This is a genomic window from Caballeronia sp. S22 (genome assembly GCF_964261745.1).
Taxonomy (GTDB): Bacteria; Pseudomonadota; Gammaproteobacteria; order Burkholderiales; family Burkholderiaceae; genus Caballeronia; species Caballeronia jiangsuensis.
Genome location: NZ_OZ180035.1, coordinates 2,484,238 through 2,509,877, shown reverse-complemented (window position 1 = coordinate 2,509,877; position 25,640 = coordinate 2,484,238). Strand labels below are relative to the sequence as shown.

Sequence of the window (25,640 nt, the reverse complement as noted above, 5' to 3'; positions counted from 1 at the left end):
TCGTGACCGACACAGGCGAATCAACGGCTTAGTCGACCGCAGAGACCACGCGAATTATGGCCGACTGCCCTTGAATCACTGGCTTGCCGGATGATGGCGCACTCTCGCAGTTGTCCAAAGAGCCTCCATGCGCGAAATGCATGGAGGCGTAGGGCGCTAGTTGGAAGAAGCTCTTCCCCGTCTGCGATTACTGTCAGTCTGGAGCCGAATCGACGTGGGCATGAAAAAGCGCCTCACCGATTCTCGTTACCAATCCGACCACGAGTGCGTTGCCCATCAGCATCGCGCGCATCGCATCGCTGACGCACGGGAGTTCTGTAAAACCGCGCGGGAAGCCATTCAGCTCTTCGAGTTCCTCGGGCGTGAGCCGGCGCAGCCTGCCGGACGAACCTGCCACAACATGTTTAGTCCGCGTGGGCGTCGTTCCTCCTTCGGATGTGATGATTGTTCTTGAGGGGCGGTCGAGTGAGTCGGGGAAAGCCATGGAACCTTCGGAGTATTCGTATTCGAAGCCGTCCTTGACTCGTAGCGTTTTCTTCGCCGCTTTTGCTGCCATCCACTTGACCCTGTCGGTATCCGAAAAGTAGAAACTCGTTGGAACCGGTCCGGTTTTGCGGACGACATCACCCAATGTAAGTGCATCTTTGTAGCCAGTGAACTCAGCGAAGTCGCTGATTTCAGTGGGCGCAACATGTGCGCTCCAGACGTTACCGTCGAGCATGAAGCCTGCACTTTTGAACCTGCTCTTTTCGTTAGAGAGAGGGCGATACGACATCTGCTCCTTGAACGGGTCGTCGCGGAGACGGTACGCCGGTGCTGCTCCGTCGAAAGTATTCTCGAGACTGCCCGGGAAGGCCCGTGTCAGCATCGACTGCTCAAACCACCCGGAGGAAGTCTGACTCAGTTTGAGCTTCGTGCGTTTAAAGACGTTCGTGCTCTCATGGTAGGCAACCATGAATGTGCGTCGTCGCCGTTGCGCGAAACCATAGTCCGCTGCATTCACCACTCGCCATTCCATTGCATAGCCGAGCTGGTATAAGGTCGACAAGACCATTGCAAAATCGCGTCCACGGCACGCTGCTGATGAAGAAATCAGGCGGTCGACGTTTTCGAGGATGAGATATTTCACAGGCTCGCCATCAACGAGGCGCTGTTTAAGCAACTGGGCAATGGACCACCACAGCACGCCCTTCTTGCCTTCGATACCGTGTGACTTTGACAGCGGTTTGGCGACAGAATAGTCCTGGCAGGGGAAGCCTCCAACTACAACGTCGGGACAGGCTTCCCGAATAGCTGTTCGCCCGTGTCAACGGCACTCAGGAATTGATACAGTTTCTGTCGGCATCGGCACTTCAGATTTGATACACCGGGTTGTAGTGTTATTGCGGTGCCGACCGCATTCCGTTGGCGGCGTTCTCCTTTGCTGTAGTCGATCTCTTCATAACCAGTCCGGCGCGCCGCTTGTCGCGTAGTCGATAGCTCTCGCCCTGGATTGTCACGACGTGAGCGTGATGCAATAGCCTGTCGAGCATGGCAGCAGTGAGCGTTGCGTCATCGGCTGCCGCGCGTCAAACAAGATGAGAGCAGCGCGTCGATCAGGATGAGAGTACTGGCGTTGCGGCAGCGGTGGAGGGCGTAGCCCGGAACCGCTGCCGCAACGCCGCGCCGAGGAGTTCACCCCGCTACCGGGGTGCCTTGTCGGTGGTCGCGGTAAATCGGGTATGAACAGCTCTTCCATGTAGCGAAGGGAGGCTGAGTTGCCCGGCCGACACATCAACGACCATCAGATGAGGCTCTACATGAAGTACAGACTCAAGGAAGGACCAGCTCAAGCGGCTGCGCGCGCCGGGTTCAGCGCCGCCACGGGGTATCGCATCGATCAGGACCGGCGACTGCCATCGCAGAAGAAGGCGCCACGTGCGCGTCGCCGTCCCGATCCCCTGGCGGCAATCTTTGACACCGACATCGTGCCGCTGCTCCAGTCCGCTCCCGGCATCCGGCCTATAGCCGTACTGGACGAGATGCTTCGGCGCCATCCCGACCTCCCGGGCAACGTGCGCCGCACACTGGAGCGCCGTATTCGCGACTGGCGCGCACTCCATGGCGAGGAGCATGACGTTATGTTCCGTCAGGTTCACGAACCCGGTCGTCTCGGGTTGTCCGACTTCACAGAGATGGACAGCCTGGGCGTCACCGTGGCGGGTGTCGCGCTTGACCACCGCCTCTATCACTTTCGGCTGGCCTGCTCGGGCTTTGAGCACGCTCACGTCATTCTCGGCGGCGAGAGCTATGTCGCGCTGGCTGAAGGGCTGCAGAATGCCATCTGGGCACTCGGGGGCGCGCCGCGCGAGCACCGCAGCGACAGCCTGTCGGCGGCGTTCCGCAATCTCGATGCCGACGCGCGCAAGGATCTGACCACGCGTTACGATGCACTGTGCGCCCACTACGGCATGCAGCCCACACGCAACAACCGTGGCGTTGCCCACGAGAACGGCTCCATCGAGAGCCCTCATGGCCACCTCAAGAGCGCAGTGCGTGATGCGTTGCTTCTGCGCGGCAGTCGCGACTTCGACAATCTCGGTTTCTATCGCTGCTTCATCGACGAGATCGTCGGTCGCATCAACGCGCGTAATGGCAAACGCATTGAGGCCGAGCGGGCACTGCTTCAGCCGCTTCCGGCCCAGCGTACGTGTGACTACGAGGAAACGCGCGTATACGTCACGACCACCTGCGGCTTCGTCCTGCGCAAGGTGTTCTATACCGTCCCGTCCCGGCTGATCGGCCATCACCTGCGCGTGCGCCTGTACGACGACCGGCTGGAGCTGTTTCTGGGCAGTACGGCCCTGATGACACTACAGCGCGGCCGTGCGGGTCCCAATGGCAAGCACGGCCACGTCATCAACTACCGGCACATCATCCACGCGCTGCGCCGCAAGCCCATGGCGCTGCTCAACCTGGTCTATCGCGATCAGGTCTTTCCGCGCGAGGCGTATCGACTGACCTTCGATCGCCTGCTCGAGCAGCTCCCGGAGCGTCAGGCATGCAGGACCACGGTTGAACTGCTCAGCCTGGCCCACGAGCACAACTGCGAAGCGCAACTGGCCCAGGCGCTGCAGCAGTGCCTGGACGATGGACAGTTACCCGACCTGGACGCACTGCGTTCGCGTTTCGAAGCGAAGCGCACGAACAGCATGCCGGAGGTGAACGTCCAGCTAGCACCGCTGAGCGACTACGAAGCCCTGCTTGACGACATGGCAACGGAGGTGACGGCATGAGTCTCGACATCGACGCCACCCGCCTGTCGCTGCTGCTCAACGATTTGCGGCTGCCCGCCATCAAGCAGATCTGGTCCAGCTTTGCCGAGCGCTCCGACACGGAAGGCTGGCCGGCAGCGCGCCTGCTGATGGCGCTGGCCGAACACGAGATCGCCGAGCGCGATCGACGCCGAGTCGAACGTCACCTCAGGGACGCCAAGCTGCTGCCGGGCAAGACACTGGAGAACTTCGATTTCGACGCGGTGCCGATGGTATCCCGCGCGCACGTCTCGGCGCTTTGCGCGGGCGATGGCTGGTTGCGTAACGGCACCAACCTGATTCTTCTGGGGCCGAGTGGGGGTGGCAAATCCCACCTGTCGTCGGCCATTGGACTGAGCCTGCTGGAGAAGGGCTGGAAGGTCCTCTTCGCTCGCACTACCGACCTCGTGCAGCGGTTGCAGCTCGCGCGCCGCGAGCTCGCGCTGGAGTCAGCCATCAACCGGCTGGATCGCTTCGACCTGGTCATCCTGGACGATTTCGCATATGTCAGCAAGGATCAGGCAGAGACGTCGGTGCTGTTCGAGCTCATCAGCGCTAGGTATGAGCGCCGTTCTCTTTGCATAACAGCAAATCAACCATTCGGCGAATGGGACAAGGTCTTCCCCGACCGGGCCATGACGGTGGCCGCCGTCGACCGGCTGGTACATCACTCGACCATCTTTGAGCTGAATGTCGAAAGCTACCGTCGCCGTACTGCCCTGCAGCGCAAGCAGCAGGGACCGGGACGCCCGGCCAGTAGAGCGACCCCAAAGAACGTTGGCGTGCCACCGACACAGGAGGATCAGCACGGCATCGACCTCACCGAATGACCCACTGTTCTCATCCTGATTGACGCGCGGCTCGTAGGCAAAGCTAGCCGGCGTCAATCAACTCCGGCATCATCTTCCACGCCAACACATTCTCATCCTGATTGTCGCGCAGCCAGAATACCTGCGGCGTCACCATTACACAGCAATCCAAAACGACTGGTGGCTTCAGCTTGATTGTCGCGCGACACCCACTCGCCCGCGTCAATCAACGCCGCGCGTCAATCAATAAACGCTTGCCAGCGTCAATCAACATCGGCATCATCATTTCTGCCGCGACATTCTCAACTTGATTGTCGCGCGTCTCTCATCCGGATTGTCGCGCCACAATCGGCGAACGTCTGGTCCCACTGCCCGAACGGAAGGTTGCTGGTCACGATCAGACTGCCGCGCTCGTATCGTTTGGCGATCACCTGGAAGAACAGGTTGGCCTGCTCACGGCTCATCGGCAGGTATCCGATCTCATCGATGATCAACAGCCTGTACGGGTTGACGAATCGTTTTAGCGCGTCTCCCAGCTGATTCTGTCGATGTGCCGTGGTCAGTATCATCAGCAGGTCCGCTGCGGTGATGAAGCGCACCTTGATCCCAGCTTGCGTTGCTGCATAACCCAGTGCCATTGCAATGTGCGTTTTGCCTGTGCCACTCGGACCGAGCAGTACGATGTTCTCGTTGCGCTCCAGAAACGTCAGACTCGCCAGCTCCTGGACCTGAGATCTGGGCACACCGCTGGCTGCCGCGAAGTCGAAGCCGTCGAGGGTCTTGATCGTCGGGAAGCCTGCCAGGCGCGCAAACGTCGCGCGCTGTCTGACGAGCCGCGCTGTGTGCTCGGCCTTTAGTACCGATTCGAGAAACTCTGTCAGGTTCACCTCGTCGGCGATTGCTTTTTGCGCCAGGTGTGGCAGCGCGTCTGCAATGGTCGTGAGCTTCAATTGGGCGCATAGCTGCGCCACGCGTTCGTGTGCGATGTTCATGCGGCAACCCGAATCAGCTGGTGGTACACGGACAGGGGGTGCTGCAGCGGAGACAGCCAGTCGTGGAATCGCTCGCGCAACTCCTGTCCGCTCGCCGGTGTCGTTGCTGGTAACAGCGCCGGATACGGTGGCGGCACGCTCTGCAAGGCCTTCTGCTCAACAAGCAGTTGCTCGCCTGGCTTCAACCGGGTCGTTCCATGTATCCGGACATGCGCAACTTCGCGTAGCCAACGCCAGACTTCAGTGTTGGCGGTCGTCACGTCCAGTTTGACGTTGGCCGCCTTGAACTGAGCGGCCAGCGGAACGTAAAAACTGCGGCGCAAATATCCGTTCATCCGTTCGACCTTGCCTTTGGTCTTCGCGCGATAGGGCCGACAGAGCTGGGGCTGAAACCCGTAGTGCCGGGCGAAGTCGAGAAACCCCGGCTGGAAGCGGTGCTGCTTCGGACCGTATGCATCCCGCTCGATGACAACGGTCTTCATATTGTCGTACTTCTGTGCCCGCTGGCGTTATGTGGCGGAAAGCGCGGTGTTCCCGTGCTGAGGCGGCGGGGAGCGAATATTTGAGCACATAATTTGTTACAGCGAATTGAGCCATTCGAGGAGGGTTTTGTCGTCCTTCCAGGCGGTACGAGCTCGGGATCCCGTCGAAATACCAGAATTCACCGAACAGGCTGCCAATGCTTGAGCCTTGGCCTTTAACGTTAGCTCTGCGTATCGATTTGTAGTATCCACGCTGACGTGTCCGAGCCAGCCACGGATCACATTGATTTCGACACCGGATTCCAGAAGGTGGACCGCGGCGGTGTGGCGAAACAGGTGCGGGCTGACTCGCCGAGGCTGTGGGATGTCCGTGTCCCACAATGCAGCATGTCGTCGAACGATCTTGTAGATCCCGAAGCGAGTCAGGGGACGGTTTCGTCCTGCACAGAAGACGTAGCCGTCAGGCGACGTATGCTGCTCTGTGAGCAGTTGCTGAAGACCCTTAGCCGTATCCTCCCAGAGTGGGCAGATGCGCCACTTATCTCCTTTGCCGTGCAGATGAACCTTGGCTGGAGCGACGAAATCGAGATGCTCCATGCGAAGATCGGCGACCTCTTGTACACGGGCACCGGTGTTGTACAAAAAGAGCAATAGGATTCGATCTCGGAGTGCAAAGCGCCCCTGCTTTGGAAGAGAGCGAAACAGTGCTGTCACCTCATCATCCGCGAGATAGTGGGTGTCAGGCAATGCTGTCCGCTTGACAGGGATCGCGGCGACGCGCTGGCAGGCTGCAAGCATCTCCGGCACTCGCAGAGCGAGGTATGAGTAGAAGGTATTCAACGCCGCGCGTCTCTGGTTGCGGGTACGCACAGAATTGCCACGCTGCTGCTCCAGGTACTTCAGAAATGCAAGGACTTGGTCGAAGCCGAGGTCCTCGATGGTCAGAGATGCGATTGAACCGCCACGTCGTTCGGATACAAAGCACAGAAACAGGCGGACGGTGTCACGATAGCTTCGGATCGAACCTTGGCGCAACCCCTTCTGCACTGGAAGATGATCCGTAAAGAACGACTGTACCAATGGGCCGAGAGATGGTGTCATGATGAGATGACCTCCTGGAGGGTTGCTGCGGCGAATGCCTCGTAACGACGGTTCGCCTGCTCGAGCAGTGCAGGTGTCGTTGACAGATACACCGAGGTGGAGCTCACATCGGCATGGCCCATGAACGTTGAAAGCGCAAGAAGATTCGCCTGTGGATCAAGGCCGTCGCGGTACCAGCGGGTCAGCACGCCAACAGCGAAGGCGTGGCGTAGATCATGGAGATGCGGATTCGGAACACCCGGTGCAATGTCCAGATGCAGCTTTGGAACCAGAGCATGAAAGGTCTGACTTACGGTGCCCGGACTGACGGGCCGTCCTCCACGCAGGCTAAACAGCGGCGCCTCATCCGAGACTGCGCGCGCGTCGTCCATCTGACGTCGCTGCACATGCTCGTTGAGCAACGCTTCGAGCTTGGGACCGAAGGGAACGAGCCGGCTCTTATAAAACTTCGTTTCCCGAATGATTAGCAGCTGCCGCTCACGGTCAACATCCTTGATACGCAGTCGGCAGGCTTCTCCAACGCGCAATCCGAGCCCATATAGAACAGCAAAAAGAACGAAATAGGTACTGCCCCGTTCAATGGTGCTTCCGTTGTCGGGAAGCGCCTTGGCCAGAGCGAACAGCCTCCTGGCGTCTGCCGTATCAAAGATATACGGCGCCCGGTCATATCTCGATCGACGCGGTGGTGACTGCAAGGGTGTCGCGGCGAGACTGCCGCGATCGACGAGATACGAGAAGAACCGGCCTATCGTGCAACGTAGGTGGTTGTAGCTCCTCGGGCGCGATCGTGGACGCGAGAGCAGGAACTCATCCACCAGGGGCGGAGTCACTTCGGAGAGGCGACCAACGCGCTTCTGTAGAAGGTAGGCGTCGAGCAGAACGAGCGTCTTCTGTTCAACATCATAACGCCTTCCCAACGAACGTTTGTGAACGATGAACTGCTCAATATCCGGCCCAAGAAAACTCTGGAAAGACGTGTGGGGACTCATAGCACATCCTCCCCGTCGCCCTGTGCGACATTGCGGAGTTCCTCGATCGCGATCTTGCCGTAAATCTGGGTCGACGAAATGTTTCGGTGACCGATATAGTCTCCAATATGCTTAAGTGAAAAATGGGCGTTGAGCAAGTGCTGGACGCAACTGTGGCGCAGTACGTGGGATCCAGTCCGTGGAACGCTGACACCGGCCTTGCGGATGAAGTAAGCAGCCCGCGACACCACAGCCGCGGACTGGATCGGAGCGAGCGGTGCCGTCATGCGCATGAACACTTCACGATGCGTTGTCGCCGGCCGCCCATTCTTGAGGTAGTCGACGATTGCCGCTCCGGCTACCGCCGACAGCGGGTAAGTGGTCGTATTACCGGCCTTGCGGTCGCGGATTCTGAAACGCTCGTTGCGCCAGTCAACATCGTCCAGGGAGAGTGCAGCAACTTCACAGGCCCGAAGCCCGTATGTCGCGAGCAGCAACAGCATCGCGTAGTCGCGCTTACCACAGGGCGAACGTCGATCAACGCTCGCCAGGATGCGCTCAACCTGATCCCAGGCGATCGATCGGGGAATGCCTGCGTATCGATACGATTGGGGAAACTCGACCAGCGAACTCAGGTCTCTGGAGACGACTCCTTCACGATACAGGTATCGCAGAAAGACTCGCAGTGTTCCACAGGCATTGCGAAGCGTGGTCCAGGCAACCCGTGGACCATACTCGGTGATGAAGCCGCTGATCACGGTCGGCGACACAGCGCGTAGACCGATGCCGTTGCGATCGAGGTAGGTTGCGAACTGTCGAAGGTGGAAGCGGTACTGGTAAATCGTACGCGGCCGGAGGCCCTTCTCCTCGACAAGGTAAGCCAGGAACTCCGGCGCCTGCCGCTCGAACGGATTCTCTGGCTTATGCGGGCGACCCGGACCAACGTAACCGTCAATTGCCAGTTGCAGCATCTGGCAAACGGGATTGCGTATCTCATGGGCCAACCTGCTTCTTCTGGAAGCGCACCGTCCACGCCCTCGTCGGCGAATCGAGGCTTGCACAAACGGTTCGACGTGGTCGCTTAGCTGCACCAATTCGTTCGCGCCGTGCGTCTTAGCGAACTCGCCGAATTCGACCAGAACCGGAACGCGGTGCAGCACGCTGCGGGGTGTATAGCCGTGCTCTGCCATCCAGTTGACGTACTGCTCGATCGCCGGAGCGATCCACGAAGCCCGGATGCGATCAACGCTCGCGGGACGAACATAATAGTTCTCGAGCATGACAATCTCCCAAGGAAAGTGGGAAGATCAACATGCCACGACGACTCGTTATGTTGCCAGTGAGGCAACAAAATGGCCCGCGGTCGCTACTTCCAAAAGAAAGGGCCACATAACGCCAGCGGGCACAGAAGCCCGATTTTGTTCCCGGCAACAAAATCGAGGAGCGCACGGCGCGGCACACCGCCGAACCAGTTAAAACAGTTGACGTGACACCTCAGCAAAGTATCGAGCCGCATGTCGGAAACGAATTCGACGTAGGTCGCACGGCTATAGCCGAGAGTGGCCACGAATGCGAACAGATTCGCTCCTTTGCGTCTGCGGAACTCGACCCAGTCGACCTGCATCTGATCGCCCGCAGCAGTCTCGAATCGCACCAAAGGATCGGGCACCGGTACAGGCCGCAATGTGGCAACTGCGTATTTCGGCGAACGTGACCGCCGATTTCGGGAACGTGACCGATTCGGCAGGGTCAGGCGTTGCGCGGTATTGATTGTAGATTTCCTTGCTAGTTTTGGTCGAGTTCTGGTTCCAGCACGCTGGGCGTCGTAGATGGTTTTCTGAGAGATTCGCCCGTCAGTTTGATGCGGTGATGACGCTGCATGAGGCGATCTAGCATTGCGTCGGCGATCGTCTCGTCGCCTATCCAGCCATGCCAGTGTTCGATTGGTAGCTGGCTGGTCACGATCGTGGCTTTGCCGGCAGATCGGTCGTCAATCATCTCGAGCAAATCGTTTCGAACCATCGCGTCGAGCGGAGCCATCCCCCAGTCGTCCAGCAGGAGAACATCAACGCGAGCAACCTGCAGCAACCATTTGGTGAAGCCGCCGTTGCCGTGGAGGACGCGCAGTTCCTCGCCGAGGCGCGGCACACGTAGGTACAACGCGGAGTGTCCGCGTCGGCAGGCATACTGCGCGAGGGCGCAAGCGAGCCATGATTTCCCTGCGCCGGTTGGACCGCTTATGAGCAGGCTGTATCCCGACTCTACCCAGTCGCCGAGAGCCAGGCTTGTGAGCGAACGCGGGTCCACGCCTCGACCAGCGCGAGTGTCGAGATCTTCGATGGCGGCCTGGGGATACTTTAGGCGTGCTTGTTTGAGCAGTCGGGTGCGGCGACGATCATCGCGCCAACTTGCTTCCCGGTCGACCAGCAACGACAGGCGTTCCTCGAAACTCAGAGCCGCAGTGCCGGGTTGCGTCAGCTGCTCTTCCAATCCGTTGGCGAATCCGTCCAGCTTCAGGGTGCGTAGTTGCGTCAAGGTTTGGTGCATCATCATGACCGATTCTCCTTATTGATAGTAGCTGGGGCCGCGTACATGCGCGTGACTCGGACTGACCCATTCGGCAGGCGTGGTCGCTGCCGCGCGGTCGCGGTTGTTGACCAGGATGTCGCGCACGTGGCGGTAACGATGCACACCCAATTCGAGCGCCAACGCACATGCCGCTTCGAGACGGTCGCGACCATAGCGACGTGAGAGCGAAAGCAACCCAAGGCATGCCCGATAGCCGTGCTCGGGATGGCGCTGTTCCTGCAGAAGCCGCGCGACGAGCGCGCCGGTGGCGCCGCCAATCTGCTGACCCCAGTGGATAAGCCGCTGCGGAGTCCATTCGAGATGGGCGCGGTGTGCCGCCGGCATGTGCTCGACGACGGTGGTGTAGCCTCCCACGCGATCGTTGCGGGCATGGCTGGCCACACGGCGACCGCGATGCAACAACTCGACGGCACCCGCTGTGATGCGCGCATCGAGCTTGAGTCCGACAAGCGCGTGCGGGACGCTGTAGCGATGTTTATCGATCTCGATGTGATAGTCGATGTGAACCGTCACTGCCTTGAACCGCGCTAGCTCATACGGCTGCGCCGGCAGCGGTTGCAGGGCCGGCGCGTCCAGTTCGGTGAACGCGCTTGCGCGGCATCCCGGCAGCTTCTGAAATGGGCGCTCGTTCAAGTTCTTCAGTAGCGGGCGGATCGCGTCGTCCACCGACTGGACCGACTCGAACTGGCGATGACGCAAGCGCGCCATGATCCAACGTTCGACCACCTGAACCGCCACTTCGACCTTCGGTTTATCCTGCGGGCGATAAACGCGTGCAGGCAGAAATGAGGTGCCGTAGTGACGCGCGAAGTCCAGCACGGTGTCGCCCGCGCGCGGCTCGTAACGGTCGGGGTCGGCGATCATCGCGCGCGGGTTGTCCGGCTTCTGTGCCCGCTGGCGTTATGTGGCCCTTTCTTTTGGAAGTAGCGACCGCGGGCCATTTTGTTGCCTCACTGGCAACATAACGAGTCGTCGTGGCATGTTGATCTTCCCACTTTCCTTGGGAGATTGTCATGCTCGAGAACTATTATGTTCGTCCCGCGAGCGTTGATCGCATCCGGGCTTCGTGGATCGCTCCGGCGATCGAGCAGTACGTCAACTGGATGGCAGAGCACGGCTATACACCCCGCAGCGTGCTGCACCGCGTTCCGGTTCTGGTCGAATTCGGCGAGTTCGCTAAGACGCACGGCGCGAACGAATTGGTGCAGCTAAGCGACCACGTCGAACCGTTTGTGCAAGCCTCGATTCGCCGACGAGGGCGTGGACGGTGCGCTTCCAGAAGAAGCAGGTTGGCCCATGAGATACGCAATCCCGTTTGCCAGATGCTGCAACTGGCAATTGACGGTTACGTTGGTCCGGGTCGCCCGCATAAGCCAGAGAATCCGTTCGAGCGGCAGGCGCCGGAGTTCCTGGCTTACCTTGTCGAGGAGAAGGGCCTCCGGCCGCGTACGATTTACCAGTACCGCTTCCACCTTCGACAGTTCGCAACCTACCTCGATCGCAACGGCATCGGTCTACGCGCTGTGTCGCCGACCGTGATCAGCGGCTTCATCACCGAGTATGGTCCACGGGTTGCCTGGACCACGCTTCGCAATGCCTGTGGAACACTGCGAGTCTTTCTGCGATACCTGTATCGTGAAGGAGTCGTCTCCAGAGACCTGAGTTCGCTGGTCGAGTTTCCCCAATCGTATCGATACGCAGGCATTCCCCGATCGATCGCCTGGGATCAGGTTGAGCGCATCCTGGCGAGCGTTGATCGACGTTCGCCCTGTGGTAAGCGCGACTACGCGATGCTGTTGCTGCTCGCGACATACGGGCTTCGGGCCTGTGAAGTTGCTGCACTCTCCCTGGACGATGTTGACTGGCGCAACGAGCGTTTCAGAATCCGCGACCGCAAGGCCGGTAATACGACCACTTACCCGCTGTCGGCGGTAGCCGGAGCGGCAATCGTCGACTACCTCAAGAATGGGCGGCCGGCGACAACGCATCGTGAAGTGTTCATGCGCATGACGGCACCGCTCGCTCCGATCCAGTCCGCGGCTGTGGTGTCGCGGGCTGCTTACTTCATCCGCAAGGCCGGTGTCAGCGTTCCACGGACTGGATCCCACGTACTGCGCCACAGTTGCGTCCAGCACTTGCTCAACGCCCATTTTTCACTTAAGCATATTGGAGACTATATCGGTCACCGAAACATTTCGTCGACCCAGATTTACGGCAAGATCGCGATCGAGGAACTCCGCAATGTCGCACAGGGCGACGGGGAGGATGTGCTATGAGTCCCCACACGTCTTTCCAGAGTTTTCTTGGGCCGGATATTGAGCAGTTCATCGTTCACAAACGTTCGTTGGGAAGGCGTTATGATGTTGAACAGAAGACGCTCGTTCTGCTCGACGCCTACCTTCTACAGAAGCGCGTTGGTCGCCTCTCCGAAGTGACTCCGCCCCTGGTGGATGAGTTCCTGCTCTCGCGTCCACGATCGCGCCCGAGGAGCTACAACCACCTACGTTGCACGATAGGCCGGTTCTTCTCGTATCTCGTCGATCGCGGCAGTCTCGCCGCGACACCCTTGCAGTCACCACCGCGTCGATCGAGATATGACCGGGCGCCGTATATCTTTGATACGGCAGACGCCAGGAGGCTGTTCGCTCTGGCCAAGGCGCTTCCCGACAACGGAAGCACCATTGAACGGGGCAGTACCTATTTCGTTCTTTTTGCTGTTCTATATGGGCTCGGATTGCGCGTTGGAGAAGCCTGCCGACTGCGTATCAAGGATGTTGACCGTGAGCGGCAGCTGCTAATCATTCGGGAAACGAAGTTTTATAAGAGCCGGCTCGTTCCCTTCGGTCCCAAGCTCGAAGCGTTGCTCAACGAGCATGTGCAGCGACGTCAGATGGACGACGCGCGCGCAGTCTCGGATGAGGCGCCGCTGTTTAGCCTGCGTGGAGGACGGCCCGTCAGTCCGGGCACCGTAAGTCAGACCTTTCATGCTCTGGTTCCAAAGCTGCATCTGGACATTGCACCGGGTGTTCCGAATCCGCATCTCCATGATCTACGCCACGCCTTCGCTGTTGGCGTGCTGACCCGCTGGTACCGCGACGGCCTTGATCCACAGGCGAATCTTCTTGCGCTTTCAACGTTCATGGGCCATGCCGATGTGAGCTCCACCTCGGTGTATCTGTCAACGACACCTGCACTGCTCGAGCAGGCGAACCGTCGTTACGAGGCATTCGCCGCAGCAACCCTCCAGGAGGTCATCTCATCATGACACCATCTCTCGGCCCATTGGTACAGTCGTTCTTTACGGATCATCTTCCAGTGCAGAAGGGGTTGCGCCAAGGTTCGATCCGAAGCTATCGTGACACCGTCCGCCTGTTTCTGTGCTTTGTATCCGAACGACGTGGCGGTTCAATCGCATCTCTGACCATCGAGGACCTCGGCTTCGACCAAGTCCTTGCATTTCTGAAGTACCTGGAGCAGCAGCGTGGCAATTCTGTGCGTACCCGCAACCAGAGACGCGCGGCGTTGAATACCTTCTACTCATACCTCGCTCTGCGAGTGCCGGAGATGCTTGCAGCCTGCCAGCGCGTCGCCGCGATCCCTGTCAAGCGGACAGCATTGCCTGACACCCACTATCTCGCGGATGATGAGGTGACAGCACTGTTTCGCTCTCTTCCAAAGCAGGGGCGCTTTGCACTCCGAGATCGAATCCTATTGCTCTTTTTGTACAACACCGGTGCCCGTGTACAAGAGGTCGCCGATCTTCGCATGGAGCATCTCGATTTCGTCGCTCCAGCCAAGGTTCATCTGCACGGCAAAGGAGATAAGTGGCGCATCTGCCCACTCTGGGAGGATACGGCTAAGGGTCTTCAGCAACTGCTCACAGAGCAGCATACGTCGCCTGACGGCTACGTCTTCTGTGCAGGACGAAACCGTCCCCTGACTCGCTTCGGGATCTACAAGATCGTTCGACGACATGCTGCATTGTGGGACACGGACATCCCACAGCCTCGGCGAGTCAGCCCGCACCTGTTTCGCCACACCGCCGCGGTCCACCTTCTGGAATCCGGTGTCGAAATCAATGTGATCCGTGGCTGGCTCGGACACGTCAGCGTGGATACTACAAATCGATACGCAGAGCTAACGTTAAAGGCCAAGGCTCAAGCATTGGCAGCCTGTTCGGTGAATTCTGGTATTTCGACGGGATCCCGAGCTCGTACCGCCTGGAAGGACGACAAAACCCTCCTCGAATGGCTCAATTCGCTGTAACAAATTATGTGCTCAAATATTCGCTCCCCGCCGCCTCAGCACGGGAACACCGCGCTTTCCGCCACATAACGCCAGCGGGCACAGAACCTCGATTTTGTTGCCGGGAACAAAATCCGGCACGATCAGTTGTGGAACGCCGCCGTAGAAGGTCAGCGCGCGGGCGATACCACTCAGCCAGTCCTCCATCGTCTCGGCCGGCGTGGCGCATGCGAATGTGTAGCTCGATGCACCCATGGCGGCCACGAAGATGTGCGCGCGGCGCCCTGTGGTCAACGACAACGTGGGACCGGCGAAATCGACGAATAGCTTCTCGCCAGCACGGTGGATCTGCCGCATGGAGCGCTTCAGCCGTTTCGCGAACGCCTTATAGTGCTCGCAGAACTGCGTGTAACGGTAGGTCTTCTGATTCGCGAACTCCGCCTGATATTCCTCCCACAACAACGTCAGCGTCACGCCCTTGCGGCGCAGCTCTTGATGAATGCGACCGTAGTCGGGCTGTGCATAGGCCGCGGGCCCGGTGGGCTTGCCAAGAAGCCGTCGTTCGAGCTCGCCCTCGTCCATATCACAGGCGATCGCCCAATCCAGCCCGGCGGCACCCGCCAGTCCGACGTACTTCGTGACCACGCCCTTGGAAATGCCCAGCGACGCGGCGATTCGATCATGCGAGAAACCGCCGTCGAACTTAAGTCGTAAAACGTCCTTGATCATGCGCATGTTCATCCGGTGCGCGGGCATGCTTTCTCCGGCAAAAGCCGGCGAGCATAGCTCGCGTGGTTGATGTCATGCGCAACGCCAGTCCTGTCGTCCGGTCCGTTCGGTCACGTTCCCGAAACGGCCGGTCACGTTGCCGAAATCGCCGGTCACGATCCCGAAACGGCCGGTCACCTTCGTCCGAAATACGCAGCAACGAACTTGCGCACGATTCTCTCGCCGCCATCGAATCCCTTCGACTGAATCTCGCGCCACAGAACTGTCGCTGGAATCCAGTCCGGCGCCGCTGACGCAATCCGTTCCCGAAGATAGGCTTCGAACGGTTTCAGTATCGACTCGCGCGGAGTCGCCGTGGGCCGAAACGTCGGCGCGTCCTGCGTCGCCAGATACTTCCTCACCGTATTGACGGAGCAGCCAACCTCACAAGCAATGGCACGCAGGCTCTTGCCCTGCTTGTGCAATATCCTGATCTGCATGTATCCCTCGTACGAGATCATCGCCGCTTAAAGCGGCTATTATCCCTTTGTCGAGGTGTATCAATTCCTCAGTGCCGACGGTGTATCAATTTACAGGTGCCGATGACACCCGCTTTCTGAATTCAATACGGCGGCGATATCTTCGTTTATATGCACGTCACCGGACCACCGTGCGCGATAGACGTTGCTTGCATGCTGCACTTTGCGGCTGGGCTCGAATTGGTTGCTAAGAGTGACGCAGAATGGGTGTCCGTGGACACGTTCAAGACCGAGTCTGAAGCCGCCCACACCTGCGAAAAGTTCAATCGTGTTGAGTTGAATAGAAGAATTGACTGAAGACACCGTTGTTCCGTTGAGTGAGGAAGGTGTCCAGTCAAGAGAGCGTGTTTATATCCCCGTCTCCTAAAACTTTAGATTTCGGTGGTTGCGAGTTCGGCCTCAGCGGTTGCCTCGAATGGCGAAAGCGTTAGTACGCTCGGTGGCCAATCCGTTGTTTACTGGTGTCTTCAATAGCGTAAGGACCGAGCTGCTCTTGTTCGCCACGTCGCATGGATGTTGTGTTGTTTACTTCGCCGACTTTCGGGCAACGCGTCGGTTTCGCATTGACGAACAAACAACTCGCCGCGCGTCATCGATTGCTCTACCCACTTACAGCCTGTGAAATGTCCACGGAGGGACGGAGATGGGCAGAGAGGATTAGAGAACTGAAGACGAGAGGGAGGAGAATGTCGGTCTGTGCGGGAGGTTTTTACGCCGACAAACAATTGAGCGACGTGAAGAGGTGGCGTGGACTGAAAATGAGCCGAGCAGCCAACGATGGCTTCGGGCGCTGGTCAAACTCCAGCGACTGCGCGTTCGAGTCGGGCGCTTTCTTGCGTTCAAGGCGCTACCTAATCGAGGTGCCTCGCGATTTTGTTGACAGCCGATGCGACGGTGACACGCGAGTTGGACGTCGTGCTGGCGCCGGAAGGAGTCTCGTTCCCCAACGCGCGGCCGGGAACACAAGGTTGCACGACAGGAGATCGACACGGAACACCACAGGGCGCTCGCCCTGCAGCGCCTCGGACACTCAGCACTTCCCCCGGGACCAAGATGCGGTCCGTTGATTGAAACGCTAGCGCCCGCGCTTGAGCCGTTGTGGCCGGGTGCGTTTCAACGAAGGCTTCCACGTGTCGTGCGCCTAGCCGGCTTATCCCGGCGAGGGCATGCCAACAGGGAGTCGGCGCGGCAACCGCACCATCAGTTCGGCAAGCGTACGGATGTCTGCCGCCTCCAGCGCGCGCACCACCCGACGTGGTAGCCAGTTGATGCCATCGGCCACTTGGGGATCGGGAACCGGCGCATGACGCAACACGTTTTGGGCCCGAACGACGGTGGCGCCGCGGTGCTCTGCTCAGACGCTGCAAGCTTAATAGCTCCGCCACTTGGGTTGCTGGCGCGACCGTGCGAAGGCGACCAGTTGCCGGCGAATTGGGCCGAACAGGGCGCGGGACGACTGGCCGTCCGCGGGGACATGGCCGAGGTAGCGGTGAACGGTGGCGCGCGGTGGGTCCCTCATTCCCGGCAAGCAGGGCAGCAAACGAGTCGAGGTCAGGGAAAAAGCCGGGGAGCGGGCACGCGGAGGCGGAGCGTCGGGAGGGGATGGGGCGCGCCGTGAGCGCCTAGCGGAGAGCGTTGACGGTCTCTTGCTTCTAGGTTAAGCCGACCGGCTGCTGATTTGCTTTACCAAATGACCCGGCCACGTCATTCAGGCGAGGCCCGGCACCCGGGCAGTCGGGTTGCCGTCGCCATCTCAACTGCGTTGAAGGGAAAAGGACGGCAAAGTCTGGACGCTACCTCCCGGCTCATCAAGAGACAGGTGGCAAGTTAATATAGGAGGGCTTATGGCTCAACCGAAATCAACGACTCCGGACATCCTGGGTCAGCGAATGACGGCAATCATCGGCGCTTTTGGCGTTCTGATGCACGGCGGACTGCCCCCGGTGGTGGCGTTTTTGCTGCCCGCTGTTGTCGTGGTTCTTCTGCGACGTAGATCCAGGTCGTAGCGAGGAAGACCCCCGGTGAGTGATCTCGCCGGGGTGTCGACCTCATCCCGCTTCGCCTACCAGTCACACCTGATATCCCTTTCAAGACCTCTACCTAGCGACTGCTCAGCGGGCGGCGATCGCCTCTCACGGGTCGACTGCGCCAATCGGGGAGGTTGCATTGGGCACGCATCGCTCCAGTCTCGATTTTCGGCAATCGGCCATCAAGAGACGTTCAGCAGGACCTTCACGCGGACGTTCGAATATCCGCTGAATTCGAAGAGCGGACTTACGCTCGTGATCATGTGACCGGCGCTCGGCCGCCCGGCGCAGCCGTGATCATATTGGTGGCATCCGTGTCCGCAAGCAACGCGGGCACCGGGGTTTCCGTATCCCGATAGGTCGGGGAAGCGCCCCCTTTCCCCCTGCGTGGAACTCACCGCTGCAAGAATAGCTGGCGCACAATCTTGAACACAGTCGTTGTGGTCACCAATGCCCCTCGACCGCTGACGTGCGCTTCGGTGGCGCACCGGGATTCAATTAAGGGGGAAAATGTGAGACGCCTACAGAAATGGTCAACATCCCTGATAGCAGGTGCGGCGATCAGTTTCAGTATCGGCTGCTCTCTGAATGCAGGTGTGCCGAGCACAGGTAACCTTCAGGACGAAGCGGCGATAAAGCGTGTCGTTTCCGAGATGACTCAGGGCTTCAACAGTCATGATGCCGAGGCGGCCACCCGGATGTACACCACCGATGCCGACTTCGTCAGTGTCCGCGGCGAGGTTGCAAAGGGAAGGGAAGAGATTCGAAAGGGGCTGGCGGCCATTCTGAGCACAAGGGCAAGGAATGCATCACTCGATACTCGCGCCATAACGATCCGGTTTATTCGACCAGACGTTGCTCTTGTGCACGTTGACAACGAGTTGAGGGGGCTCGTAAATTTCGAGGGACAGACGCTGCCCGCACATCGGGAGCTAAGCCTCCGAGTATTCGTGAAGGAGTCCGGGGTTTGGCAAGTTTCCGCCTTCCAAAACACTCTAACGAGACCGTTTGAGCCCAGCTCGATGGGGAAGGGAGCGGCCGCGCCGTGACGGACGAAACGCAGTGATGCTGCAAGCAGTTTGGCCCGTCGCGATAGACAGCAAGCGGCCAGTTTGCGACAGTCGGCAGCCAGCAACGTACGACCGTTTTAAGGCCAGTACGGTCACCGGAGTCGCTCAAATTGACGTCTTGTCGATTTTGGGCTGGTAGCACGCAACCTCGACCCTTGCCGTCGACTCGCGGACGAGCGTGACTAGGAGCGCCTGGCAACTCGAGTCTGGCCATCGTTATACGCGTCGAGGAACGCATCCGACGCCACGTGATCGGCGAGCGAGCGCAAGCTGGCAGCCGAATCGCGGCCCAATATCTGTTCTACGCGCTGGTTTGCCTTTGCCCAATAGGCGATGGATTCGTGCAGGCGGGCCGTGCCAGCGTCCGTCAAAACGGCGCGCTTTGTCCGTCTGTCTTGCTCATCCGTGCGCAATTCCACCAGACCATCTCGGATCAGTGGCCGCAGTGCATGCGTCACAGCCGAAATCTGGATCGCGAGCTTGCCCGCGAGATCCTGCAAGGTAGGCCATTGACGGTCACGAGCAGCCGCGAGCCGTTCGATATCCGCCAATAACCCAACCTGCGTTGCCTTCAGGCCTAACGGCGCAAGCGCATCGTCATACAGATTACCGAGGCGCCGTGCCGCGCGCCTGAGCGACGTATTGGTGCACACCAGATCCTCAAAAAGGCTCCTCTCTTCGCGTGGCGCCCGGCCCACGCCGGCTACGGAGGCAGCCGTTTCATCACGTTTCTTTCCCATGACGTAAGGATGGTTGAGTACAGCACCGTTGACAAGTACCAATGATATCGCTATAAACTTGAGCCCTCAATCAAATAATTGAGCCCTCAACTTAATTTAGCGGAGAAATGCATGTCCACTTCCAGGAAAACCGCCGTCGTGACCGGCGCATCCTCGGGTATCGGCGCTGTCTATGCTGACCGTCTGGCCGCGCGCGGCTACGACCTTATCCTGGTCGCGCGGCGTGCCGACCGCCTCGCCGCGTTGTCGAGCAAGCTGTCCGAGACGCACGGCGCCAAAGTTCAGGTTCTTGTCGCCGACCTCGAGAAGGATGCGGACATCGCCAGTGTCGAAGCGGTGCTTGCGAACGATGCCAGCGTGCATGTGCTCGTCAACAATGCGGGCTTCGCCCGGCTGCGCCCGCTCGCGCAGTCGTCGTTGAACGATTCGTCGTCGCAGGTGGCGCTGAACATTACGTCGCTGACGCGACTGACACACGCCGTGCTGCCTGGATTTCTGTCGCGCAACGACGGGGTGATCATCAACATCGCTTCGGTGCTGGCTGTCCACTCGTTGCCGGTGAGCTCGGTTTATAGCGGCACGAAGGCTTATGTGCTGGCTTTTACGCGCGGTCTTCAGGATGAACTGGCGAAGACTGGCGTGAAGGTGCAGGTTGTGCTGCCCGCGTCGACCGCGACTGAAATCTGGTCGGAAGGCGTATCCGGCGTGCCGCTGTCCGCGCTTCGACCAGAGACCGTGATGAGCGCGGAAGACATGGTCGACTCTGCGCTGGCCGGTCTCGACAACGGAGAAACGGTCACCTGGCCGTCGGTCGCCGACGAAAGCCTGTGGGCGAAGTACGATGCGGCGCGCGCCGCGTTGTTCGCGGCGACGCAGACGGGTACGCCTGCACCGCGCTATCGGAAGGCTTGACGGATGCTGACGGCAGATCCTGTTCGCGTAAGCATTCGCGAGGATCTGCCGAAAGATTGCGAATGGCAGTGACTCGTTGCGAGACCATGTTGCCGCCAGACCCAGGCAGTCCACCTGTCCATATCCGCTGTCCGTATTCATGTGGATGATGGGACGAACTTGCTTTTTGCAAAAGAAGATATCGATGACGCTCCATGGAAAAGTCGCCTTGATCACCGGTGGCAATAGCGGGATCGGCTTGGCTACGGCTCGCCGGTTTATTGCCGAGGGTGCGAAGGTCGCTATAACCGGCAGGAATGCATCTACGCTTGCACAGGCGAGAAGCGAACTGGGCGAGCATCTGTCGACGTACGAGCTCGACGTAAGCGACGCGGCAGCCATCGAGCCTGTCGTTAATCAGATCGCAAAGGATTTAGGTGCGGTCGACATCGTATTCGTGAACGCCGGTGCGGCAGGGATGACGCCGTTGGGCGGGACGACGCCAGCCGTGTTCCAGGCCTTGATTGCCACGAACCTGACCAGTGTTTTCTTCACCGTGCAGGCGTGTATTCCGCACCTCAAGACAGGCGCGTCGGTGATCTTGAATGGGTCGGTGCATGCTGTGCAAGGAGTGCCGGGCTGGTCTGCCTATGCAGCAGCGAAGGGTGCTGTTCGCTCACTCACCCGTGTCATGGCGGCCGAATTGGCCCCTAAGGGTATTCGGGTGAATCAGGTGACGCCGGGCGCCACTCGCACACCCATCTGGGATGTCGTTGCAACGTCACAGGACGCAATGCATTCGCTCGAAGCAAAACTCAAGCAGAAGATTCCGCTGAACCGCCTTGGTGAGCCGGATGAAGTTGCCGACGCAGTGCTCTTTCTGGCGTCGAGCGCATCGTCCAACATCACCGCGCAGGAGATTGTGCTGGATGGTGGCGCGACGGGCGCTCCTCAGGGGGCACCGATCTACCGCGCCTGATTGGTGATGTATTTGCGATATGACCTGATCGCCGCGCTGGCGAAAGACCGATCCGATCTCTCGCCGACCACTCAAACTTGCTGCGTGCAGGCCCTTCGTGAGCTGCTTCCCGCGGCCCTGAAAGCCGGGCGACGCCGTCACGATAACGACGCCACCTTGCCGATCCGGGGCCTGACGCGGTTTATCGCGCAACGTGACCCACGTGGTGACCGAGGCGCAGTTCAAAGTCGCCATCCTGCTGCAAACCCTTCTCATACATCTTGCCAATTAACGCTTGCGTTTCCGGCCACGAAGTCGTGCCAATAAAAGCCTGGTTCGACGACCAGCGATCCGCCTCGGTCGGAACACCCGCGCGCGCGTTGACCAGCTTTTTCGCGAGTTCCAGGGCGCGCTTTTCGAAGCTAGCGACGCGGCGGGCGAAATTGTCGACAAAGGCGTCCAGTTCCACATCAGGGATCGAACGATTCACCCAGCCGTACTTTTCGGCGGTGTCGGCATCGAAATCGTCAGCGCCGCAAATGATCTCCAGCGCGCGCGACCGGCCAGCAAGCGCGGCAAGCCATTCTGTCGCGCCGCCGCCCGGGACCACAGCAACGCCGACCTCGACCTGTGCGAGCACGGCCTTTTCCTTCGACGCGAAACGCATGTCGCAGGCCAGCGCCAGTTCAGAGCCGTGGCCGCGGGCACGGCCGCGAAGCTTGGCCACGCTGACCACGCGCGATTGCGCGAGGCGCGTGACGAACTTCGGCCATGCGCTGAATTCAGCGGAACCCGGTTGTTCGGGGACGACTTCGCCGCGTTCGAGATCGTAGTGCGCCACGAAGTAGTCGGGGTTGGCGCTTTCAAACACGACGACCTTCAACTCGCGATCGGCTTCGATCTTATCCATCAAGACATTCAGCTCCGCGAACATTTCCGGATCGTACAGATTGATCGGAGGGTTCTCGATGATGATGCGCCAGTAGGCAGAGGTTTCCGCCTTGATCGTGAGTCGGTTCTGAGTAGAAGCCATGAGGTTCTCCAGGATTCGGGTTGGGCAACGTCGGCGATGGATTCGCCAAATCTGGTTTCGTTATGAAACCGCGTAAGTAGCTTATCAATTCTGGTTTGTTAATGCAACCAGAATGTATCAGCGACTCGATGGCTGTTGCCTGGGACTATTTGCTGAACTGGCTGGATCTAGCAACAGTCATGTTCGTTATTCCCGTCCAGAATGTCTCGTGAATAGTGGTTGCATAAAACAACTAGAAGGGCTACCATCACGCTGACTTGTTTCAGGTCGGGCCCGCGCGGAACCATCGATGTGGCGCTCGACATCGCTCCCATATCGCAAGCGTTCAGGAAATTCGCAATGCCCACTCAACAGAAAGACCCCAGTCGTGATTCGACCTATTCGTGGCCCGGTGTGCTGGCGGTCGCGCTCGGCGCACTGTCGCTGGTCGTCACCGAGTTTTTGCCCGTCGGCTTGTTGCCGGGCATTTGTCGCGACCTAGGCGTAACCGAAGGAACAGCCGGCCTTGCCGTTACCGCGACCGCAATTCTTGGCTTCATCGCCGCACCGGTCACTGCCATTGCGATCGGCCGGGCCGATCGCAAGCGGGTGCTGCTCGGGCTCACGGCACTGCTCATCGTCTCCAGCGTGCTGTCATGGAAGGCAGAGAGCTTTGCAACTTTGCTGATCGCACGCGTGATCCTGGGCATCGGGGTCGGCGGATTTTGGGCGATTTCGATTACTGCCGCAGCGAAGCTTGTCCCACCGGAAAAAGTGCATGCGGCTTCGTCAATCGTGTTCGCAGGCATATCGATCGGCTCGGTCATCGCAGTGCCGGCCGGTTCGTACATCAGTGCTCATGCTGACTGGCGCGACGGATTTATGGGTGCCAGCGTGCTCGCGATCGTTTGCTTCGCGTTACAGCTTGTCTTTCTGCCGTCGCTCAAGATGAAGCACGGTGTGAACGTGCGGGATTTCTTCGGTTTGCTGAAGAATCCCAAGGTTCGTGCAATCTTCCTGACTGTCATTTTTATTGTGGCCGGTCAATACGCAGGCTATACCTTCGTCACCCCTTATCCGGAGCAGATCACGCACCTCAGTACCGCGATTGTGAGCATTCTCCTGTTTGCTTATGGCGTTGCGACAGTCGTGGGAAACTTCGTAGGGGGCGCCTTCGCTGGTCGTAATTTGCACAACACCGTAGTCGCAACAGTCTGGATCTTCGTGCTGTCGCTGGCGGCTATCGCGGCGTTTGCCGCCAGCCCGTTGTTTGCTGGCCTGGCGCTGCTGGTGTGGGCGGTGTCGTGGGGAATGGCGCCGGTCGGCCCCAGCTGTGGTTGTACAACGCGACGCTGCATGCGCCCGAAGCCGCGCAGGCGATGAACACGAGTGTGTTTCAGTTGTCGATCGGGCTCGGCTCGCTGGCGGGTGGTATCGCAGTCAACCATGCGGGGCTGCATAGCTCGATGTGGCTTGGGGCGCTGATTCTGGCCCTGGCGGTGCTGATGGTCTACATCATCGGCCGCATGAACCAGCAGACTGTTACCGCAACGTAGTGCCTGGTTTGACAGATTGCTACCGGTCGACCGCCCCGTTTTGGGCGCGCGTTAACGTACGAGGGTGAAAGGAGAGAAGCATGCAACCGACTGCAGTTGTGGTGGGCGTGGGATCGGAGGAGGGCTTAGGTGCCGCAGTGGCCCGCCGCTTCGCTCGCGGGGGCTTTCACGTCCTCGTGGGCGGTCGGACGATCGAGAAGCTCGAGCGGGTGGTCAAGAGTCTTGGCGAAGGCAATGGCACGCCTGTTGTCGTAGACGCCACCAGCGAAACGGATGTAGTGCAGCTGTTCCAGTTGGCGTCGTCGCCCGGTGCCGGGCGATCGCCCGCTAGCGTTGTCGTCTTCAATGCGGGGAATAACCAGCACATTCCGTTGCAACAGGTGTCGGCTGCTCAGTTCGAAGACTTTTGGCGTGTGGGTTGTTTCGGTGGGTTTCTGGTGGGCCGCGAGGCGGCAAACCTGCTGCTGCCCAAAGGTGAAGGCACGCTCATCTTTACCGTCGCTTCGGCCAGTCTGCGAGGCCGGCCAGGGTATGCGCATTTCGCTGCAGCAAAGGCCGGGCTTCGCATGATCAGCCAGAGCATGGCGAGAGAGTTTGGACCGCAAGGCCTGCATGTGGCGCACGTGGTCATCGATGGCGGCATCAATGGAACCCGGTTGAAGAACCTGCGTCCCGATGCGGTCGCCCACCGAGGGCCGGATGGATTGCTGAACATCGACGCCATTGCGGAAACGTATTGGCAACTGCATCTGCAACATCCGACTGCGTGGACTCAGGAAATCGATCTGCGTCCATTCAAAGAGAGCTTCTGATGCGAGCCTGCAGCGCGCCCTGCGCAACGGCTTCGTCGTGCGGCTCAGGCTCAGGTCATACGATGATCGCCGGCGTCTAGTTCATCGTAATCACGCGCGACACCAACACATCCTTCGGTTGTAGCAGGCGGCCGTCTTCCGAGCGCAATTCGAGTTTCTTGAGAGGGCGCTTCTTCTTCGCGTCCAGCGGAAGCGAGCCCAGTTCTTTAGACTCGTAAAGATACTCGCCGCCCCATTGGCCAAGGGCCACGAGAACGGGCAATAGTGCTTCGCCCTTTTCGGTCAGCGTGTATTCCTGGTATGCGCTGCCATCGGACGCGGGCACGATTTCCATGATGCCCTGCTCGACCATCGACTTCAGGCGACCTGACAGGATATTCTTGGGGATGCCAAGACTGCGCTGGAACTCACTGAACCGGCCGATTCCGGCGGTTGCGTCGCGGATGATGAGTAACGACCACCAGTCGCCGATCGAGTCGAGCGCCCTGGCAATCGCACAAAGATTTCCTTCGAAGCTTTTGCGTTTCATAGCTGACTACCTTTGCGTAACCTGCCCAGCATAACACATATGGTTTAATAATGAAACCAATCGCCTAAGAGCTTCCGATGCGCTCGTTCGAGGCTTCGCCAAAAGAGAGGCAGGCGTTTCCCATTACACAACCAGATACGAGTAACGCCTGCGAAAATCGTTCTGTTTCACGGCCTCGGGCGATCGGTGAACGTGTGTATTTGGCCATGGGAGTGAGCGCTGCATATCGCAGCCAAAGGGTATTCAACTCCGCGCTTGCAATGCGGCAAGGTATGCGTGTACACCTCACGAAAGCAATCGATCTGCTAAGAGCCTGAAA

At 59.3% G+C, this 25,640-nt stretch carries 23 protein-coding genes and 5 pseudogenes; 11 read left to right on the top strand and 17 right to left on the bottom strand.

Annotation, left to right across the window (positions count from 1 at the left end; translation table 11 throughout):
• Positions 1 to 193: 193 nt before the first annotated feature.
• Together dcm and ACEN42_RS11810 are read right to left on the bottom strand one after the other, a co-directional pair.
• On the bottom strand, positions 194 to 1,222 hold the full coding sequence (gene dcm, locus ACEN42_RS11815) for a DNA (cytosine-5-)-methyltransferase (RefSeq protein ID WP_371881118.1): 1,029 nt from the start codon (positions 1,220 to 1,222) through the stop codon (positions 194 to 196).
• A gap of 157 nt (positions 1,223 to 1,379) precedes the next feature.
• Positions 1,380 to 1,565 (bottom strand): annotated as a pseudogene (locus ACEN42_RS11810) (ATP-binding protein); the annotation flags it as partial.
• A 222-nt stretch (positions 1,566 to 1,787) separates the two neighbouring features.
• On the opposite strand from ACEN42_RS11810, the gene istA reads away from it, so the two are divergent.
• Positions 1,788 to 3,275, top strand: coding sequence for an IS21 family transposase (gene istA, locus ACEN42_RS11805; protein WP_371880031.1), 1,488 nt, complete (start codon positions 1,788 to 1,790; stop codon positions 3,273 to 3,275).
• Positions 3,272 to 4,123 carry an IS21-like element helper ATPase IstB gene (gene istB, locus ACEN42_RS11800; protein ID WP_371880030.1) on the top strand — a complete coding sequence of 284 codons (852 nt, stop codon included), beginning with the start codon at positions 3,272 to 3,274 and terminating at the stop codon, positions 4,121 to 4,123. The genes istA and istB (ACEN42_RS11800) overlap by 4 nt, the downstream gene beginning before the upstream one ends.
• A gap of 281 nt (positions 4,124 to 4,404) precedes the next feature.
• Here istB (ACEN42_RS11800) and istB (ACEN42_RS11795) read toward each other — a convergent pair whose 3' ends face one another.
• The 8 genes and pseudogenes from istB (ACEN42_RS11795) to ACEN42_RS11760 all read right to left on the bottom strand — a co-directional run.
• Positions 4,405 to 5,094, bottom strand: a complete 690-nt coding sequence (istB, locus tag ACEN42_RS11795; protein WP_371880029.1) for an IS21-like element helper ATPase IstB — start codon at positions 5,092 to 5,094, stop codon at positions 4,405 to 4,407.
• A pseudogene (locus ACEN42_RS11790) lies at positions 5,091 to 5,585 on the bottom strand (IS21 family transposase); the annotation flags it as partial. The gene istB (ACEN42_RS11795) and the pseudogene ACEN42_RS11790, both read right to left, overlap by 4 nt.
• Before the next feature lie 87 nt (positions 5,586 to 5,672).
• The gene (locus tag ACEN42_RS11785; RefSeq protein ID WP_371880025.1) at positions 5,673 to 6,677 is read right to left on the bottom strand and encodes a tyrosine-type recombinase/integrase; all 1,005 of its coding nucleotides are present in this window, start codon (positions 6,675 to 6,677) and stop codon (positions 5,673 to 5,675) included.
• Positions 6,674 to 7,666: a tyrosine-type recombinase/integrase gene (locus ACEN42_RS11780; protein WP_371880026.1), complete on the bottom strand. Its 993-nt coding sequence runs from the start codon at positions 7,664 to 7,666 to the stop codon at positions 6,674 to 6,676. The genes ACEN42_RS11785 and ACEN42_RS11780 overlap by 4 nt, the downstream gene beginning before the upstream one ends.
• Positions 7,663 to 8,925, bottom strand: coding sequence for a site-specific integrase (locus tag ACEN42_RS11775; RefSeq protein WP_371880027.1), 1,263 nt, complete (start codon positions 8,923 to 8,925; stop codon positions 7,663 to 7,665). Before ACEN42_RS11775 ends, ACEN42_RS11780 begins: the two co-directional genes overlap by 4 nt.
• A 155-nt stretch (positions 8,926 to 9,080) precedes the next feature.
• Positions 9,081 to 9,332 (bottom strand): annotated as a pseudogene (locus tag ACEN42_RS11770) (DDE-type integrase/transposase/recombinase); the annotation flags it as partial.
• Positions 9,333 to 9,430: 98 nt separating this feature from the next.
• The gene (gene istB / locus ACEN42_RS11765; protein ID WP_371880028.1) at positions 9,431 to 10,198 is read right to left on the bottom strand and encodes an IS21-like element helper ATPase IstB; all 768 of its coding nucleotides are present in this window, start codon (positions 10,196 to 10,198) and stop codon (positions 9,431 to 9,433) included.
• A 12-nt stretch (positions 10,199 to 10,210) separates the two neighbouring features.
• A pseudogene (locus tag ACEN42_RS11760) lies at positions 10,211 to 11,116 on the bottom strand (IS21 family transposase); the annotation flags it as partial.
• 131 nt (positions 11,117 to 11,247) lie between these two features.
• On the opposite strand from ACEN42_RS11760, the gene ACEN42_RS11755 reads away from it, so the two are divergent.
• Genes ACEN42_RS11755 through ACEN42_RS11745 form a run of 3 tightly spaced genes read left to right on the top strand, consistent with a single transcriptional unit; the run spans position 11,248 to position 14,500 of the window.
• On the top strand, positions 11,248 to 12,510 hold the full coding sequence (locus tag ACEN42_RS11755; protein WP_371880027.1) for a site-specific integrase: 1,263 nt from the start codon (positions 11,248 to 11,250) through the stop codon (positions 12,508 to 12,510).
• Positions 12,507 to 13,499, top strand: a complete 993-nt coding sequence (locus ACEN42_RS11750; protein ID WP_371880026.1) for a tyrosine-type recombinase/integrase — start codon at positions 12,507 to 12,509, stop codon at positions 13,497 to 13,499. The genes ACEN42_RS11755 and ACEN42_RS11750 overlap by 4 nt, the downstream gene beginning before the upstream one ends.
• Entirely contained in the window at positions 13,496 to 14,500 is a 1,005-nt protein-coding gene (locus ACEN42_RS11745; protein ID WP_371880025.1) for a tyrosine-type recombinase/integrase, read from the top strand. The genes ACEN42_RS11750 and ACEN42_RS11745 overlap by 4 nt, the downstream gene beginning before the upstream one ends.
• Before the next feature lie 111 nt (positions 14,501 to 14,611).
• Here ACEN42_RS11745 and ACEN42_RS11740 read toward each other — a convergent pair.
• From ACEN42_RS11740 to ACEN42_RS11725, 4 genes and pseudogenes are all read right to left on the bottom strand, one after another.
• Positions 14,612 to 15,214 (bottom strand): annotated as a pseudogene (locus ACEN42_RS11740) (IS21 family transposase); the annotation flags it as partial.
• A gap of 167 nt (positions 15,215 to 15,381) precedes the next feature.
• Positions 15,382 to 15,672, bottom strand: coding sequence for a hypothetical protein (locus tag ACEN42_RS11735; RefSeq protein ID WP_374191181.1), 291 nt, complete (start codon positions 15,670 to 15,672; stop codon positions 15,382 to 15,384).
• Between the two features lie 105 nt (positions 15,673 to 15,777).
• On the bottom strand, positions 15,778 to 15,975 hold the full coding sequence (locus ACEN42_RS11730) for a hypothetical protein (protein ID WP_371881117.1): 198 nt from the start codon (positions 15,973 to 15,975) through the stop codon (positions 15,778 to 15,780).
• 901 nt (positions 15,976 to 16,876) lie between these two features.
• The gene (locus ACEN42_RS11725) at positions 16,877 to 17,008 is read right to left on the bottom strand and encodes a hypothetical protein (RefSeq protein ID WP_371880023.1); all 132 of its coding nucleotides are present in this window, start codon (positions 17,006 to 17,008) and stop codon (positions 16,877 to 16,879) included.
• 1,170 nt (positions 17,009 to 18,178) lie between these two features.
• Between ACEN42_RS11725 and ACEN42_RS11720 the strand changes: the two genes are divergently transcribed.
• Positions 18,179 to 18,802, top strand: a complete 624-nt coding sequence (locus ACEN42_RS11720) for an SgcJ/EcaC family oxidoreductase (RefSeq protein WP_371880022.1) — start codon at positions 18,179 to 18,181, stop codon at positions 18,800 to 18,802.
• Between the two features lie 203 nt (positions 18,803 to 19,005).
• Here the strand turns inward: ACEN42_RS11720 and ACEN42_RS11715 are convergent, their stop codons facing one another.
• Positions 19,006 to 19,563 (bottom strand): MarR family winged helix-turn-helix transcriptional regulator, encoded by a 558-nt coding sequence (locus ACEN42_RS11715; RefSeq protein WP_371880021.1) that lies wholly within the window; start codon positions 19,561 to 19,563, stop codon positions 19,006 to 19,008.
• A gap of 111 nt (positions 19,564 to 19,674) precedes the next feature.
• Here ACEN42_RS11715 and ACEN42_RS11710 point away from each other — a divergent pair, with 111 nt between their 5' ends.
• Together ACEN42_RS11710 and ACEN42_RS11705 are read left to right on the top strand one after the other, a co-directional pair.
• Positions 19,675 to 20,475, top strand: coding sequence for an SDR family NAD(P)-dependent oxidoreductase (locus ACEN42_RS11710; protein WP_371880020.1), 801 nt, complete (start codon positions 19,675 to 19,677; stop codon positions 20,473 to 20,475).
• 184 nt (positions 20,476 to 20,659) lie between these two features.
• The gene (locus tag ACEN42_RS11705) at positions 20,660 to 21,433 is read left to right on the top strand and encodes an SDR family NAD(P)-dependent oxidoreductase (RefSeq protein ID WP_371880019.1); all 774 of its coding nucleotides are present in this window, start codon (positions 20,660 to 20,662) and stop codon (positions 21,431 to 21,433) included.
• Positions 21,434 to 21,614: 181 nt separating this feature from the next.
• Here ACEN42_RS11705 and ACEN42_RS11700 read toward each other — a convergent pair whose 3' ends face one another.
• Positions 21,615 to 22,346 (bottom strand): enoyl-CoA hydratase/isomerase family protein, encoded by a 732-nt coding sequence (locus ACEN42_RS11700; protein WP_371880018.1) that lies wholly within the window; start codon positions 22,344 to 22,346, stop codon positions 21,615 to 21,617.
• Between the two features lie 438 nt (positions 22,347 to 22,784).
• Between ACEN42_RS11700 and ACEN42_RS11695 the strand changes: the two genes are divergently transcribed.
• From ACEN42_RS11695 to ACEN42_RS11685, 3 genes are all read left to right on the top strand, one after another.
• Positions 22,785 to 23,807 carry an MFS transporter gene (locus ACEN42_RS11695; protein WP_371880017.1) on the top strand — a complete coding sequence of 341 codons (1,023 nt, stop codon included), beginning with the start codon at positions 22,785 to 22,787 and terminating at the stop codon, positions 23,805 to 23,807.
• Positions 23,804 to 23,980, top strand: a complete 177-nt coding sequence (locus tag ACEN42_RS11690; RefSeq protein ID WP_371880016.1) for a hypothetical protein — start codon at positions 23,804 to 23,806, stop codon at positions 23,978 to 23,980. Before ACEN42_RS11695 ends, ACEN42_RS11690 begins: the two co-directional genes overlap by 4 nt.
• An 80-nt stretch (positions 23,981 to 24,060) precedes the next feature.
• The gene (locus ACEN42_RS11685) at positions 24,061 to 24,792 is read left to right on the top strand and encodes an SDR family NAD(P)-dependent oxidoreductase (protein WP_371880015.1); all 732 of its coding nucleotides are present in this window, start codon (positions 24,061 to 24,063) and stop codon (positions 24,790 to 24,792) included.
• A gap of 76 nt (positions 24,793 to 24,868) precedes the next feature.
• Here the strand turns inward: ACEN42_RS11685 and ACEN42_RS11680 are convergent, their stop codons facing one another.
• A complete protein-coding gene (locus ACEN42_RS11680; protein ID WP_162068499.1) occupies positions 24,869 to 25,321 on the bottom strand; it encodes a helix-turn-helix domain-containing protein in 453 nt (150 codons plus the stop codon).
• Positions 25,322 to 25,640 lie beyond the last annotated feature (319 nt).